The organism is Actinoplanes sp. NBRC 103695, from assembly GCF_030269485.1.
Taxonomy (GTDB): Bacteria; Actinomycetota; Actinomycetes; order Mycobacteriales; family Micromonosporaceae; genus Actinoplanes.
On record NZ_BSTL01000017.1, the window covers coordinates 88,269 to 103,507 of the forward strand.

Sequence of the window (15,239 nt, forward strand, 5' to 3'; positions counted from 1 at the left end):
GCTGCGATACCGTGCAGCACTGTGCAGCTCTTCCTGACGATCGTGGATCCTCGTACCAGCGATGCCGCCGACACGGTGCTCACTGCGGACAGTGAGACCACCGTGGAAAATCTCGGTTACGTAGCGCAACGGCTACTGCGTGACGCTGAGCGGCGTACCGGAAATCACACCCTCTATGCCGGCGGCAAACCGCTCGACCCGAACCTCTCGCTGGCCGCCTCGGACATCCGCGACGGCGCGGTCCTCGGCCTGGACGGGCCGGTCGCCTGGCCGCCGCCGGAGCAGGCGGGGCTGTACGAGGTGCGGATCGTCGGCGGACCGGCGATCGGCGGCTTCGCGCGGCTCGGCGCCGGCCTCGGCGACCTGGGCAGCGACCGCGGCTGCTGGGTGAGCGTGCCGGACGCGTCGATCCCGCCGGTCGCCGCCTCGATCAGTGTGGACGTGCAGGGCCGCTGCCACCTGGAGCCCGCGCAGGGCGCCACCGTGGAACTGGACGGCGAGGAGGTCACCGACCGCGTCGAGTGGCGCCCCGGCCAGCTGCTGAGGATGAACGGCTCGCTGCTGGAACTGGCCGCGTACACCCGGCCGGACGCCGCGCTGGAGCCCTCCGCCGACGGCGCCGGCCTGGACTACAACCGGCCGCCGCGGATCCGGCTGCCCCGCCGGCAGACCCGGTTCCGGCTGCCGTCGCCGCCGAAGGAGCCGCCGCGCAGCCCGGTGCCGTGGCTGGTCGCGCTGATTCCGCTGGTCGGCGCGCTGGCGCTGATGCTGATCACCGGCAACAAGACGATGCTGCTGCTGGCGCTGCTCAGCCCACTGTCGATGATGGGCAACCACTGGTTCTCCCGGCGGCAGGGCAAGCGCTCGCACACCGACCTGCGCCGGGAGTACGCCGAGCACAAGGACCGGATCGAACGCGAGGCGCGGGAGGCGCTGGAGGTCGAGAAGGCCGAGCGGCGCGAGGTCTGCCCAGACCCGGCGCACATCGCGGTGATCGCCACCGGGCCGCGCCGCCGGCTGTGGGAGCGCCGCCGCCGCGACGAGGACCACCTGCTGCTGCGGGTGGGCGGCGGCGACCTGCCGGCCGAGGTGGCGCTGGACGACCCTGAGCAGGACGAACACCGGCGCACGGTGCACTGGACCATCCCGGACGTACCCGTCGCCTTGTCCTTGCGCGACTACGGCGTGATCGGTTTCGCGGGGCCGGGGGACAGCGCCCGCGCCCTCGGTGGCTGGGCGGTGCTGCAGGCCGCGGTGCTGCACAGCCCGATCGACGTGCAGATCACCGTGCTCACCGACGCCGCGGGCCGGGCCGGCTGGGACTGGCTGCGCTGGCTGCCGCACGCCCGCTCGAACAACCCGTCGGGCCCGGCGGTGCTGATCGGCATGGACGCCGACTCGGTCAGCCGCCGCGTCGCCACCCTGCTGGAGATGATCGACCAGCGGTCGGCGGTGCGCAAGGAGACCGGGTCGGCCGGCTTCCGCGAACCCGACATGGTGGTGGTCCTGGACGGGTCGCGCCGGTTGCGCTCGCTGCCCGGGGTGGTCCAGCTGCTGCGCGACGGTCCGGCAGTCGGGGTGTACGCGATCTGCCTCGACACCGACGACCGGTTGCTGCCCGCCGAGTGCCAGGCGGTGGCCGCGCTGGAGGGCACCGGGCTGCGCATCTCCCGCACCGGCGCGGAGGAACTGGCCGGGGTACGCCCGGACCTGCCGTCGGCGGCCTGGTGCGCGCGGGTGGCCCGCTCACTCACCCCGATCCGGGACGTCAGCGACGACGAGGACGACGCCGCGCTGCCCAGCTCCAGCCGCCTGCTGGACGTGCTGGCCCTGGACCCGCCGCGGGCGGACGACATCGTGGCCCGCTGGTCGATGCGCGGCGCCAGCACGGCGGCCGTGGTCGGCGAGTCGTTCGACGGCCCGTTCGAGATCGACCTGCGGCGGGACGGCCCGCACGGCCTGATCGCGGGCACCACCGGCTCCGGCAAGTCCGAGCTGCTGCAGACCATCGTGGCCACCCTCGCGGTGGCGAACCGGCCGGACGCGATGACGTTCGTGCTGGTCGACTACAAGGGCGGCAGCGCGTTCGGTGACTGTGTGCGACTGCCGCACACCGTCGGCATGGTCACCGATCTGGACGAGCACCTGGTCCGCCGGGCGCTCGAATCGCTCTCCGCCGAGCTCCGGCGCCGCGAGCACGTGCTGGCCGCGGCGTCCGCGAAGGACATCGAGGACTACACAAGAGTGTCCGCCCGTACGCCGGGAAGTGTCTCTTTGCCCCGGCTTCTGATCGTCATCGACGAGTTCGCGTCGATGGCCCGCGAGCTGCCCGACTTCGTCACCGGTCTGGTGAACATCGCGCAGCGCGGCCGGTCGCTCGGCATCCACCTGCTGCTGGCGACCCAGCGGCCGAGCGGCGTGGTGTCGCCGGAGATCCGGGCGAACACCAACCTGCGCATCGCGTTGCGGGTCACCGACGCCTCGGAGAGCCAGGACGTGCTGGACGCGTCCGACGCCGCCCGGATCTCGAAGACCACACCGGGCCGGGCGTACGTGCGGCTGGGCCCGTCCTCGCTGGTGCCGTTCCAGGCCGGCCGGGTCGGTGGCCGCCGGCCGGGCGCCGCCGGGGTGCAGACCGCGCCGCCGGACCTGCGGGTGCTCGACTGGGCGGACCTGGCCCGGCCGATCGAGGTGGCCCGCGCGGCCGGTGGAGGCGAGCAGGACGAGGTCACCGACCTCCAGGTGCTGGTCGAGGCGCTGCGGGAGGCGTCGGCCGCGGCGGGCGTACCGGAGCAGCACAGCCCGTGGCTGCCCGCCCTGCCGTCCGCGGTGATCCTGGCGGATCTCTCGCCGGGAAACGGTGCCCCCTACGGCATCGACGACCTGCCCGCCCAGCAGGCGCAGCGGACCGCGACGATCGAGCTGGAGAGCTTCGGGCACCTGATCGCCGCGGGCGCCCCGCGCACCGGCCGCAGCCAGCTGCTGCGCACCATCGCCGGCTCGCTGGCCTGGACGCATTCCGTGGCCGACCTGCACCTCTACGGCCTGGACTGCGGCAACGGCGCACTGCTGCCGCTGTCCGGCCTGCCGCACACCGGCGCGGTCGTCAGCCGCACCGAGGTCGACCGCGCGGTCCGGCTGATCTCCCGGATGGGTGAGGAGATCCGCCGCCGCCAGGCCGTGCTCGCCGCCGGTGGCTTCGCCGACGTCAGCGAACAGCGCCGGGCCGCGGCCCCGGAGGATCGCCTGTCGCACATCGTGCTGCTGCTGGACCGCTGGGAGGGCTTCCTGTCCACGCTGGGCGAACTGGACTCGGGCACACTCACCGACCAGATCTTCACGTTCCTGCGGGAGGGCGCCAGCGTCGGCGTGCACGTCATCATCACCGGCGACCGTTCGGTGCTGACCGGCCGGGTCGCCACGCTCACCGAGGAGAAGATCGCGTTCCGGATGGCCGACAAGGCGGACATGTCGATGATCGGCCTGCACCCGCGCAACCTGCCGGAGGAGATCGCCCCGGGACGCGCCTTCCGCTCGGAGTCGGGCACCGAGGTGCAGGTCGCGCTGCTGGTGCCCGACCCCAGCGGCGCGGCGCAGGCGGCCGCGCTGGGCGAGATCGGCGCGCGGACGGCTCAGCGCGACGCCGGGGTTCCCGCGCGTCTGCGGCCGTTCCGGTTGGGGGAGTTGCCCGACAAGCTGGGGTACGCCGAGGCGGCCGCGTTGCCTCGTGCCGGTGGCGGGGCGGGCTGGGTGCTCGCGGGTGTCGGCGGCGAGGAGCTCAGCGCGTACGGGCCGGACCTCGCGAGCGGCGTGCCCGCGTTCGGCATCGGCGGCCCGGCCAAGTCGGGACGCAGCACGATGCTGGCGTCGATGGCCCGGTCGGCACTGGACAACGGCCAGCAGGTGATCGCGGTGGCGCCACGGACGTCACCGGTGCGCGACCTGGCCGGCGTACCCGGGGTCATCGCGGTCTTCACCGGCACCGACCTGACCCCGGACGAGCTGAACGGCGCTCTCGCCCAGGTCACCGGTCGCGCGCTGATCGTCGTCGACGACGCGGCGGCCCTGCGCGACGCGTCCGCGTCGTCCGAGCTGCGGGACGTGATCCGCGAGGGCGAGGCGCGCGGGCTCGCGGTGATCTACGCGGGTGACCCGGAGGACCTGAGCGTGGGCTTCAGCGGCTGGCTGGTGGATGCGCGCAAGGCCCGGCGCGGCGCACTGCTGTCCCCGCAGAACCGCACCGACGGCGACCTGATCGGCCTGCGCCTGCCGCGAACCGCGGTCGGCCAGCCGGTCAAGGCGGGTCGCGCGGTGCTGCACCTGGGCGACGGCTCAGACATCACCGTGCAGGTGCCGTTCTAGATCTCAAGGCACTTCGCGGTGGAGGTCTGGTGAGGGCTCGCATCGCCGGGCCTTTCCGTAGCTGCCTCTGCTGCCGGCGCTTACCGCGGCGTGGGGGTTGGGCCGGGTTGCCGGGCGCCGGGTTGCCGGGCGCCGGGGTGCCTGCTCACCGTTGCTGCCGCCGCTCGCGCCCGGCGCGGGGTTCCGCTGAGAGCGTGCCAGGCGCCCGGGTGCCTGCTCACCGTCGCTGCCGCCGCTCGCGCCCGGCGCGGGGTTCCGGGCGTGCCAGGCGCCGGGGTGCCCGCTCACCGTCGCTGCCGCCGCTCACGGTGGTAGCCGCGGCCCGCGGTGGTAGCCGGGCGCGAGGGTGGTAGCCGGGCGCGAGGGTGGTAGCCGGGCGCGAGGGTGGTAGCCGGGCACGAGGGTGGTAGCCGGGCGCGAGGGTGGTAGCCGGGCGCGAGGGTGGTAGCCGGGCACGAGGGTGGTAGCCGAAGGCGGCATCCCGGTCCTGGACCCCCGCCACGACCGCCTTGGCCCTCATCCGCGCGGTCGGTGGTAGGAGCAGGCGCTATCCGGGCCGCCTGACCGCTCTGGGCTACCACTCGCGCGGATCGTGGTAGCCCAGGGCGGTATTTCGGCCGAGATACCGCCCTGGCCCACCACCGCGTGCCGGGTCCTCCCACTCGCGCCGAGTCCTACCACCGACCGCGCCCGGCCACGGCCGCGGGCGGCGGCAGCGAGGGTGAGCAGGCAACCTGGGCGCCTGGCACGCCCGGGAGTGACCCCGCGCTGGGCGCGAGCGGCCGCAGCGCGAACGGTCACTCGGGCGCCTGGCAAGCCCGGCGAAAGCAAGAGCGCACACCAGCAAGCCTGACCAGACCCCAGCCCAAAAGGGTGTCCAGCGACGTCGAGCGCAACAAAGCGAACGAACGTTCTTCTCCGAGGAAAGAACGTTCGTTCGCTTACGACGAAACGTGCGCGCTTGTTGCTTACTTACGAAGCGCTTTGGCGAGCTCGTCGTCCGCCTGCTGGAAGGTGTCCGCGGCCGCCGTCAGGTACTTGCCCATGCCCTCGAGGCCCTCGGCCATCTTCGTCGCGCCGTCGTTGAACTCCTGGTACGACTGGTCGAACTGCTTGCTGGACGAGTCCGTGACATACCCGCCGTTGACCAGGTTGTTGACCATGTTCCGCAGCTCGGTGAGCTGCGACAGGATCTCCTCCTTGCCGCGCGTGAGACGGTTGGCCGCGTCCCGCATCTCCTGGTAGGTCACATTGACATTCGCCATGTGTCTTGCCTCTCTCTAGTCGCCGGCTAGTTGCCGGTGAATCGGAACGTGCCGGTGATGGCGTCGAAGACCTCGTGGAACTCGGTCTCCAGTGCCAGCAGCGGGGAACTGCCGGTGATCAACGCCACCCGGGTCGGGTTCGGGCCGGGGAACGGCACGAAGGTCTGCATGATCAGCGCGCGGATCCAGCCGACGCCGTCGGGGAGGGTGACGTCGTCGACACCCCAGGTGCGCGGCACCTTCGTCCCCAGGACCTCGCCGGTGGTGACCTCGCGCCACGTGGAGTCGCCGCGCCGGGGCACGGCGGTCAGGTGCGGGCCGATCGTGTCGGCGGCGCCCTCGCCGTGCGGGGCGTCCACGATGGTGACGGTGACCGTGGCGGTCAGCACCGCGCCGTCGAAACCGGCCACCATGGTGCCGCAGAATCGGGCGCCGCCGTCCCATGCGCGGCGGGCGGTCTCCCGCAGCACCTTGGACAGGGCCGAGCGGTGCTCGTACAGGTCGGGGACCTCGCGCAGCCGCTCGCTGACCAGGGTGTTGATGGCCGCGTTGCGGGCGTCGGGGTGGAGCTCGATCTCGAACCAGGCGCCGGGAACGGTGATCTCGAAGCCGGTGGCCGTCATGAACCCTGCTCGGCGCTGTCCCGCAGCGACTTCGTGAGGTCGTCGTCGGCCTTGCGGAGGCTCTCGACGGCCTGCTTCGCCATTTTGATCAGCTCTTCGCAGTTCTTGTCGACCCTGCCCCGACCGTCGCGCCAATGTGACTCAAAGTGACTGATGGCGCCGTCCACTTCGCGACCGCCGAGCTCGCCGGAGAACTCGTTCATCCATGAGCGCGCCGTGTCCATGCCGTGACGGATGGACTCCAACTCGGTGGCGAAGTCCTCCAGGCCATCGAGATTGACCGTCAGTCGATCGCCAGCCATCTATGAATGTCTCCTTTTGGGTGTCCCTTGCCCTGGCAGACTACGTGCTGCATCCAAGGATCATCCACCGGAGTCGATCAGGACCCTGTGTAACTGCCCTTGTAGACTCCGCCGGGCGTACACATGATCTGGAGGCGCTGCATGGCCAGACCGGCTGACTGGTATGTCCTCGACATGGACAGTGATCCCACGCCCGGGGACCCGGCCCGTCTGCGGCAGCTCGCCTCCCGTTTCCACGAGTTCGCGGAGTCGGCGCACCGCGCCAAGGTGGCCGTCGAGTCGCTGCAGGGCAACGGCGCCGTGCTCACCTGGGTGGGCAAGTCCGGCGACGCCTTCCGCGAGCAGTTCGGCGACTTCCCGAGCCAGGTCAACAAGCTGTACCAGTCGCATCTGATCGTCGGCGACGCCCTCGACGTCTTCGCCCCGGTGCTGGAAAATGCGCAGGCCCAGGCCGACCGCGCGCTGGTCGACGGCCGGGCCGCGGCGGAGAAGCTGAAGTCGCTGCAGGGCGCGCTGTCGATGGCCGAGACCGACTTCAGCGGCGCGTCGCAGGCAGCCCAGCAGGCGCAGGCCGAGACGCAGAAGCCGGACAAGGACCAGGTCGAGCGGGCGCTGCGCGACGCCGACGCCTCCAAGCAGGCGCTCAGCGCGGCGCAGGGCCGGGTGAACGGCGCTCAGCAGGAGCTGGACCTCGCCAAGCAGCTCGCCGAGCAGGCCAAGCAGCTGCGCGACGGCGGCGCCAACACCTGCAAGCGGGACATCGAGCACGCCTCCGACGTGGGCATCCAGCCGCGTTCCTTCTGGGCCAAACTGGCCGACGCGCTCAAGGCGCTCTGGGACATCATCTGTGAGGTCGCCAAGTGGGTGGCCCTGGTAGCCGGGATCATCGGCATGATCCTCGGCGGCCCGCTCGCCTGGATCGCCCTGGCCGCCGGCGCGCTCCTGCTGATCAAGGCGATCGTCGACTTCTCGCAGGGCAAGGGATCCGTGATGGATCTCGTGTTCGGCATCCTCGGTGTCATCCCCGGCGTCAAGGGGCTGACCACGCTCTCCAAGCTCTCCGCGCTCTACAAGGCGGGCGGCGTCAAAGAGATCGCCAAGGCCGCGCTCACCGGCATGAAGAACATGGCCATGGGCATGGTCGGCACCATCAAGGCCGCCGGGACGGGCGCGCTGACGCTGGTCAAGCAGATCGGCGACGGGTCCACCGCGGTGTTCTCGGCGGTCAAGGCGGCGGCCGTGACCCTGGGCGACGCGGTCAAGGTGGGCGCTCCCAAGCTCGGCGACGTGCCGCCGGCCAAGCAGCTGACCGGCATGCCCGCACCCACCGGGGTCGGCACCACCACGACCAAGAACTTCACCGACCAGTTCAACGACCTCGCCGCGCTCAAGACGCAGACCGAGACGACCGAGTTCGCCAAGATCAAGACGGACTTCCAGAACCAGGCGAAGGCCAAGCAGCTCGAGATCACCAACAAGTTCGACACCGACCTCAAGGTCAAGACGGACGGGATCAACCAGAAGTTCGCCGACGACCTGGCGGCGGGCAAGCTCTCGGCGGAGCAGAAGTTCACCAACGATCTCCAGCTCAAGACCGACGGGATCAAGCTCGACTTCGACGCCAAGATCGACGCGAAGAAGCTCGAGCTGACGAACGCCAAGAGCACCGAGCTCCAGCAGATCCACCAGACCCAGATCAACGCGGAGGTCACCGCGATCCGCGGGGGTCAGGACATCGCCGCCAACGCGAAGCTCGCGGAGCTGGACGCCTTCGCCGTCAAGCAGGTCAACAGCGGTTTCGACCCGGCCATCGCGAAGGTCGAGGCGGCCGGCGGCGACGCGAGCCAGCTCAAGATCGCCAAGCAGGAGTACATCGACAACTACACCAACACCACCCGGCCGCAGGCCATCGAGTCGATGGCGGACGCCGTGGTCGTCAAGCACACCGACGCGTTCAACGTCGAGTTCAACGCCTTCAAGAACGACCTCGACCAGCTCAAGGTCCCGGAGATGAAGACGGCGAGCGACCAGCTCGCCGCCACGGCCAACGCCGGCGTCGCCAAGGCCACCGAGGACCTGGGCAAGATCCGCGACACCGAGGTCGCCGACCTGACCGCCAAGCTCGACGGCGTACGGGTGGCCGACATCGGCACCGAGACGGCGGCCCTGGAGAAGATCAAGGTCGACGACATCACGGCGTCCGACCTCAAGTTCGACACCGACTACCAGAACGCGATCAACGTCAAACAGGGCGAGATCAACACCAGCTTCGCCGCCCAGGAGAACGTGCTCAACGGCCGGCTGCTCGACCACCTCTCGGAGACCGTCCACCTGCCGGGCGGCGGCACGGTCGAGGTGATGAGCTACCGGCCGGGCACCCTGCTGGAGAGCGACATGGCCCTGGCCGTCGACCGTAACCTCCCCGACCTCGGCAAGATCAACCCGAACTTCCAGAAGTTCGGCCCGGAGAACAACTGCACGGAGTGCGTGCAGCGGGTGCACGACTACCTGAACGGCGCCGGCGCCACCGCGGCTCCCAAGATGTCCGTGCCCGCACCGGGGCTGGGCACCATCACGACGAACTTCCCGCACACCCCGATGCAGTACCCGTCGAGCTGGGGACACGTCACGGAGGCGATGGCCGCCCGAGGCGACGGCGCGATCGGCATCGTCGGCTTCTGGCCGGCCAGCGGCGCGCCCGGCCACGTCTGGAACGTCTACAACTCCGGCGGCCGGATCGCGTTCCTCGACGGCCAGACCGGCAAGCTGGGTTACGTACCGCCGGTTTCCCCCGGTGACACAATCGGTTTCCTGCCCACGAAATGATCCCGGGAGAGACGATGGACCAGAACGAGGCGCGAGCTCTCGCGGACGCGAAACTCCGCGAGATCGAGGAGCCCGAGAACCCGCTGCGGATCCTCGACGCGGTCGAGCCGCAGGAGTTCCCCTGGGCGTGGACCTTCATGTTCAACTCGGCGCGCTACCTGGAGACCCGCGACATCGAGTCCAGCGTCATCTCCGGGCCGATCGTGGTGAACAAGGACGGCAGCGCGGTGTGGCAGGCGCCGTCCGCCCCGCCGGTGGAACAGTGGCTCAACCAGTACGCCGAGCAGAACGGCTACCCCCAGGTCCCCCTCCCGGAGGTCCAGTACCACAGCTTCGGTTAGAGCGCCCGGGCCTGGACGGCGATGCCGAGCGTGCCGGTGTCCAGCCGTCCGTCCGGGTGCGCGGTGAAGCGCCAGTGGTCGTAGTGGGTCTGGCCGAGCACGATCACCACCCAGTCGGTCAGGCCGCGTGCGCGATGCAGGTCGCCCTCCGCGGGCGGTTCGCCGAGGATGAGTACGCCGGGCCCGGCGCCCCCGGTGGCCGCCAGCGCCTCGGAAATGCTGTCCCGCGCGGTCAGCTGCTCGCTGCGGACCGCGACCGGGAGACCGCCGGTCACCACGCGCACCCGGTCCGACCACGGGCTGCTGATCAGCTCCTCGGCCCAGGCCGCCGCGACGTCGACGGCGGCCTCGCCGTCGATGCTGATCACACCGGTGCTCCGGCCCAGATCGAGCAGCTCGCGGGTGCCGCCGGTGGTGCCCAGCGTGACCAGCCGCGGGCAGGGGTTCGGCACGTCCCCGGCGGCCGGTAGCGCCTGCAGGGCACGCAGCGACGCCACCCAGGTGCGGCCCTCGTCGGTCGTCTTCCACGGTTCGATCGGCTGGGTGTCCGGCGTCTCCAGCCGCAGCACGATCCGGCTCTCGTCGAGCGACACCCCGGCGATCGGCGGCACCGTGCGGCCCTCCGCCGCCGCCAGCCCGCGCAGCGCCCGGTCGATGGTCCAGTCGACGGCCGCGTGCAGCGTGCGTGTGGGCGTGGTCGGGTGGTCGAAGACCGGCGGCTTGGGGGCCGGGCGCTTACGGCGGCGCAGCAGCACCAGTAGCACGACCGCCGCGGCCACGATCAGTGCACCGGCGATGATCAAGGCGGTCGGGGTTTCCTCGGTCGCGGGTGCAGCCACGGCCGGGGGAGTGGCGGCCGGCGCGGAGGACGGCGGGGGCGGCGTGGAGGCCACCGGGAGCGGGCCGGTCCGCACGCCGTCACCCTCGGCGTCGTCCGGCAGGATCAGGATCCAGCCAGGCTCGATCACCTCCGGGTTGTTCACGATCAGGCCGTCCGGCTGCGTACGGCCCTTGTTCAGCGCGTAGATCTCAGTGAACCGGTCGCCGTCGCCGAGGAAGCGGTCGGCGATCTCGTACAGGTACTCCGGCTCACCCTCGTACTCGGCCCGGACCTCGTACCACTTCGGATCGGCGCGCTGAGCGGCGGCCGGAGTCGCCGCGCCCGTCACCACCGCGATCAGCAGGCAAGCAAGGAGAAGGGCCGCCCTGCGGAGAATGATGAGCACGACTCACGATTGTGGATCAGCCGGCTCCGGGACGCCAGTCGTCAGCGGCTGGTGTAGCCGCCGTCGATCGGCAGGGTCACGCCGGTGATCATGGCCGCGGCGTCGCTGAGGAGGAAGACGATCGGGCCGGCGATCTCCTCCTCGGTGGCGTAACGGCCCAGCGGCATGGCGTCCAGGAACGGGCCCTGGATGTCGTCGCGGCCCCAGTAGAAGGCCGACATCGGGGTCATGACCACGGTCGGGTTGACGCTGTTGACCCGGATGCCGTGCGGGCCGAGTTCCAGCGCCGACACCCGGGTGATGCTGTCCAGGGCGGCCTTGGACGCGGCGTACGAGATGTGGCCGTGCAGGGCGACCAGCGCCGCCTGGCTGGAGACGTTCACGATCGCGCCACCACCGCCGGCGGCGATCATGGTGCGCGCGGCGTACTTCGTGACCAGCAGCGCGCCCCGGGTGTTGATCGCGATGACCTTGTCGAACACCGAGATGTCGGTCTCCATGGGCGTGGCGATCTCGCCGCCGAAGCCCGCGCAGTTGACGACGCCGTGGACGGGCAGGTCCCGCAGGGCGTCGCGGACGGCGTCCTCCGAGGTGAGATCGAAGGGCAGCCCGCGTACGCCCGTCTCGGCGACGATCGGCGCCAGGTTCTCCTTGCTGGTCCCGGCGGCGATGACGTCCGCGCCGTGCTGGAGCAGCAGCTTGACCGTGGCGCCGCCGATGCCGCCGGAGGCGCCGGTGACCAGGATGGTGCGGTTGCTGAAGTCGAACATCGGTGTCCTGTTCGTAGTAGCGGTACGGCCATTTCACCGCACCCATGGAGGGTCCGCGGAGCAGTTCGTTCTGTGCCACCCATCCGGCGATCAGGACCGGGAGGGAGCCTCAGATGCGGGAGATCTTGCAGGACTCGCGCTCGATGAGCGTGACATCCAGGACGTTCGTCCGCCGCAACCGGCGTTTCGGGTGGTCGACCCGGTCGAACACCCGCTGCGCGGCGTGCCGGCCGATCTGGTCCGGATCCTGGTCCACCACGGTCAGCGCGGGACGCACCAGATCGGCCATCGGGAAGTCGCCGAAGCCGACGACCGCGAGCTCGCCCTCCGGCAGGACGTGCAGCAGCAGCATCGAGCTGTGCGCGTTGGCCGAGAAGACCGCGGTGGGCCTGTCCGGCAACCCGAGCAGCCGGGTCGCCGCCGTCTCGGTGGACTCGCGATCCCTGACGTACGAGGCGATCAAGGCGTCGTCCGCGTCGATCCCGGCCTCCGCCAGCGCGCGCCGATAGCCGGCCACACGGTTCACCTCGGTCGACAGGTGCAGGTTGTCGCCGACGTACGCGATCCGGCGGTGCCCGTGCTCGATCAGGTGCCGGGTCGCCAGGTAGCCACCCGCCTCGTCGTCGTCGGCGAACATGTCGGCGGACAGCCCGACCGGCGCGCGGTCCACGAACACCAGGGGAGTGCTGTCCTGCCACCGTTTCAGCCACGCGTGATCGGTGGCGACCGGGGCGACGATCAGACCGGCCAGGCGGCGGCTCAGCAGCGACTCCAGGACGTCGCGCTCGCGTTCCGGGTCGTCGCCCAGGTTGGTGAGCAGCGTGGCGACACCCCGGCGGCGGGCCACCTCGTCGACCGCCCGGGCGATCGACGCGAAGAACGGGTCGACGATGTCCGGCACGGCCACGCCGATCGCCGACGACCGCCCGTTGCGGAAGGTGGTCGCCAGCACGTTCGGGACGTAGTTCAGCTCCCGCATCACCTGCTCGACGTGCGAGCGGGTCTCCGGCAGCACGTGCGGGTCGTCGTTGAACACCCGCGAGACGGTCTTGGCGCTCACCCCGGCGCGGGCGGCAACATCACGCATCGTCGCCATGGTCACCTCCGCCGATCACGCCCGCACCTCGCCGGCCCGCGCACCTCGCTGATCCGCACCTCGCTGATCCGCACCTCGCCAGTCAGCGCCGAAGTGTACCGTCCACGACCTCCTGCAGTTCGTGGAGACGCGGAAGTGCGCGCTTCGTCAGGTAGTCCTCGCGGAGTTCCGCGGACACCGACAGGCTGTCCTTCCACAGCGACCGGCCGGCCATCGCGCCCGCCGCCCCGTTCGCCATCGCGGTGGCCACCTGCCCGAGGAAGGTCTCGTGGTCCACACCGGCCGACAGGACCGCCCACGGCACGTCGCCCGCCGCGGCCGTGACGGCGGCGCAGCCCTCGGCGGAGCCCGGGTACTGCAACTTCAGCACCTTGGCGCCGCAGTCCACGGCCAGCTTGGCGCCGCCCGCGACCAGGCCGGGGAACGCGGACGCGTACGCCTCATCGGTCTCGCCCTCGATCTGGTAGGTCAGAAGCTCGACGATCAGCAACACGCCCTCGTCACCGCACGCCGCGATCAGCTCGCGCATCTCCCGCGCCACCCGTGACTCCGCGTCCTGCTTGTCCGGGCGCAGGTACCAGAGCATCTTGGCCACGTCGCCGCCCAGCTCACGGACGCGCCGCGCGGTCACCTCCGGCACGAACCCGGTGTACCGCAGGCCGTCCACGGTCTCGTAGCCGGACGCGTCCATCCCGACCACCAGCCCGGTGCCGCGCGACAGGACACCGTCGTCGACCACGGCCGGCAGCGCCACCTCCGGGTCGAGCAGGATCGCCGGTGCGTGGTTGCCGAGGTGCCGGACCAGGTCCGCCTTGGCCGCCGCCAGCTCCGCCGTGCTGATCGAGCCCGGACCGTCCGGGGCGTCGGTCATCGCGGCCTTCATGCCGTTGCGCTGGTCCGCCGCCACGATCAGCATGCGGCCCGCGGGGGTGGAGATCGCGGCGAGACCGCGACGCTCGGTGGTTCTCACTGTGGGGTTCCAATCTTCGGGGGTACGCCGCTCAGCAGGCGGGCGGCGGTTCTCGTGGCTCCGTACGCGGTCTCCTGATCGCGGCTCGACACCGACAGGGCTGGGAGTACGTGGGTCCGTGCCCGCCGCACCGCCGCCATGCCGGCCCATCCGCCGGTGAGCGTCGCGGAGATCGCCGGTGGCAGTTCGCGGTCCATCGCCCGGATCAGCTCGGCGATCTCGTCGTTGCTGTGCCGCAGCACCGCGCCGAACACCTCGGCCGGCCCGGCGCCGTCGCCGCGCACGGTCAGCTTGAGCACGCCGTCGTCGTTGCGCGCGCCGGACGCCTCGATCGAGCCGGCCGGCAGCGCACCCTCGTAGGGCAGCGCCATCACGGCGGCGTCGAGCGCGTCCCGGCCGGCCCGCTCGGTGATGCCGGCGGCGTGCAGGACCCGGCGCAGCAGCAGTCCGGTCTTCACCCCGGCGACGAGCACATGCTTGCCCGGGACGACGTGCCGGACCTCGTTGATCAGATGCGCGGCGAGCCGGCGCCGGGCGTCGTAGCCCAGCGGCGCGTCGATGACCCGCAACAGGACCTCGGCGGTGCCCAACGACACGTGATAGTGGTCGGCGGGCAGCCCACCGGCGGCCTCGGCGGCGACCAGGTGGTCGTGCCCCGCGACGGTGATCAGCGCGCCGCCCGTTACCGTGCCGTTCGCGGGCGTGCCGCTTGCCGTCGCGCTGCGTTCTCCTTCGCTGCTCGCCCACGCGCCGCTTTCCGCGGCGGCCCATTTCCACGTGCCGAGCGGGGTGCCCGCGTCGACCAGCGGTGGCAGGAAGTCCTCGCCGACGCCGAGGGCGTCCAGCATCGCGGGCCACGGGCGGCCGGTGTCCTGGTCGATCAGGCCGGTGCGGGAGGTCAGGGAGTGCTCCGCGACGGTACGCCCGCCCAGCGCCGCCGCCACGAACTCCGGCAGGTTGAGCCACCGCAGCCCGTCCAGGCGCAGCCCCTGATCGCGGAGATGGGCCAGTTTCGCCACGCTCACCTGCGCGCCCAGCGGCAGTCCCGTGCGTCCCGCGAACTCGTCGCGGATCGCCGCCGGGAACGCGGCCACCTGCTCCGCGCCGCGAGGGTCGAACCACGCGAAGGCCGGCGCGACGGCGATCCCGCGGTGGTCGATCAGCATCCCGGTCTCACCCATGCCGGCGATGGCGATGGCCTCGATCTTCTCCGTGCCCTCGCTCGCGGCCGTAGCCCGCAACGCGCTCCCGGTCGTCGTCAGCAACTCGTGGACCGCGGCGAGCAGCGCCGCCGCGTCCATCTCGGTGGTGCCGCCGGGCCCCGCTCGCCACGGCGTCGGCACCTGCGCGGCGGCGACCTCGGCGCCCGCCTCGTCGGTGACGAGCATCTTGAGACCGGTGCTGCCCAGATCGATGCCCGCGACAAGCCTGCCCACCGGAGCCTCCCTGTCGCCGACA

Annotated in this window: 11 protein-coding genes; 3 read left to right on the forward strand and 8 right to left on the reverse strand. The window is 71.4% G+C overall.

What is annotated here, in order from left to right; genetic code table 11:
- Window positions 1-21 precede the first annotated feature (21 nt).
- Complete coding sequence (locus QSK31_RS29315) at window positions 22-4,362, forward strand: FtsK/SpoIIIE domain-containing protein (RefSeq protein ID WP_285687706.1); 4,341 nt, start codon at window positions 22-24, stop codon at window positions 4,360-4,362.
- Between the two features lie 968 nt (window positions 4,363-5,330).
- On the opposite strand, the gene QSK31_RS29320 is transcribed toward QSK31_RS29315, so the two are convergent.
- Genes QSK31_RS29320 through QSK31_RS29330 form a run of 3 tightly spaced genes read right to left on the reverse strand, consistent with a single transcriptional unit; the run spans window position 5,331 to window position 6,552 of the window.
- On the reverse strand, window positions 5,331-5,627 hold the full coding sequence (locus QSK31_RS29320) for a WXG100 family type VII secretion target (RefSeq protein ID WP_285687707.1): 297 nt from the start codon (window positions 5,625-5,627) through the stop codon (window positions 5,331-5,333).
- Window positions 5,628-5,653: 26 nt separating this feature from the next.
- Window positions 5,654-6,250: a hypothetical protein gene (locus tag QSK31_RS29325; protein WP_285687709.1), complete on the reverse strand. Its 597-nt coding sequence runs from the start codon at window positions 6,248-6,250 to the stop codon at window positions 5,654-5,656.
- The gene (locus QSK31_RS29330) at window positions 6,247-6,552 is read right to left on the reverse strand and encodes a hypothetical protein (protein WP_285687711.1); all 306 of its coding nucleotides are present in this window, start codon (window positions 6,550-6,552) and stop codon (window positions 6,247-6,249) included. Before QSK31_RS29330 ends, QSK31_RS29325 begins: the two co-directional genes overlap by 4 nt.
- Before the next feature lie 141 nt (window positions 6,553-6,693).
- Between QSK31_RS29330 and QSK31_RS29335 the strand changes: the two genes are divergently transcribed.
- Window positions 6,694-9,378 carry a toxin glutamine deamidase domain-containing protein gene (locus QSK31_RS29335; protein ID WP_285687712.1) on the forward strand — a complete coding sequence of 895 codons (2,685 nt, stop codon included), beginning with the start codon at window positions 6,694-6,696 and terminating at the stop codon, window positions 9,376-9,378.
- Between the two features lie 14 nt (window positions 9,379-9,392).
- On the forward strand, window positions 9,393-9,719 hold the full coding sequence (locus QSK31_RS29340; protein ID WP_285687714.1) for a YrhB domain-containing protein: 327 nt from the start codon (window positions 9,393-9,395) through the stop codon (window positions 9,717-9,719).
- On the opposite strand, the gene QSK31_RS29345 is transcribed toward QSK31_RS29340, so the two are convergent.
- From QSK31_RS29345 to QSK31_RS29365, 5 genes are all read right to left on the reverse strand, one after another.
- Complete coding sequence (locus tag QSK31_RS29345; RefSeq protein ID WP_285687716.1) at window positions 9,716-10,945, reverse strand: LysM peptidoglycan-binding domain-containing protein; 1,230 nt, start codon at window positions 10,943-10,945, stop codon at window positions 9,716-9,718. The genes QSK31_RS29340 and QSK31_RS29345 overlap by 4 nt on opposite strands.
- Window positions 10,946-10,986: 41 nt before the next feature.
- Window positions 10,987-11,715 carry an SDR family oxidoreductase gene (locus QSK31_RS29350; RefSeq protein WP_285687717.1) on the reverse strand — a complete coding sequence of 243 codons (729 nt, stop codon included), beginning with the start codon at window positions 11,713-11,715 and terminating at the stop codon, window positions 10,987-10,989.
- 109 nt (window positions 11,716-11,824) lie between these two features.
- Window positions 11,825-12,802 (reverse strand): LacI family DNA-binding transcriptional regulator, encoded by a 978-nt coding sequence (locus QSK31_RS29355; RefSeq protein WP_285687718.1) that lies wholly within the window; start codon window positions 12,800-12,802, stop codon window positions 11,825-11,827.
- Between the two features lie 91 nt (window positions 12,803-12,893).
- Window positions 12,894-13,781, reverse strand: a complete 888-nt coding sequence (locus QSK31_RS29360; RefSeq protein WP_285687719.1) for a tagatose-bisphosphate aldolase — start codon at window positions 13,779-13,781, stop codon at window positions 12,894-12,896.
- Entirely contained in the window at window positions 13,778-15,217 is a 1,440-nt protein-coding gene (locus tag QSK31_RS29365) for an FGGY-family carbohydrate kinase (protein ID WP_285687720.1), read from the reverse strand. Before QSK31_RS29365 ends, QSK31_RS29360 begins: the two co-directional genes overlap by 4 nt.
- Window positions 15,218-15,239 lie beyond the last annotated feature (22 nt).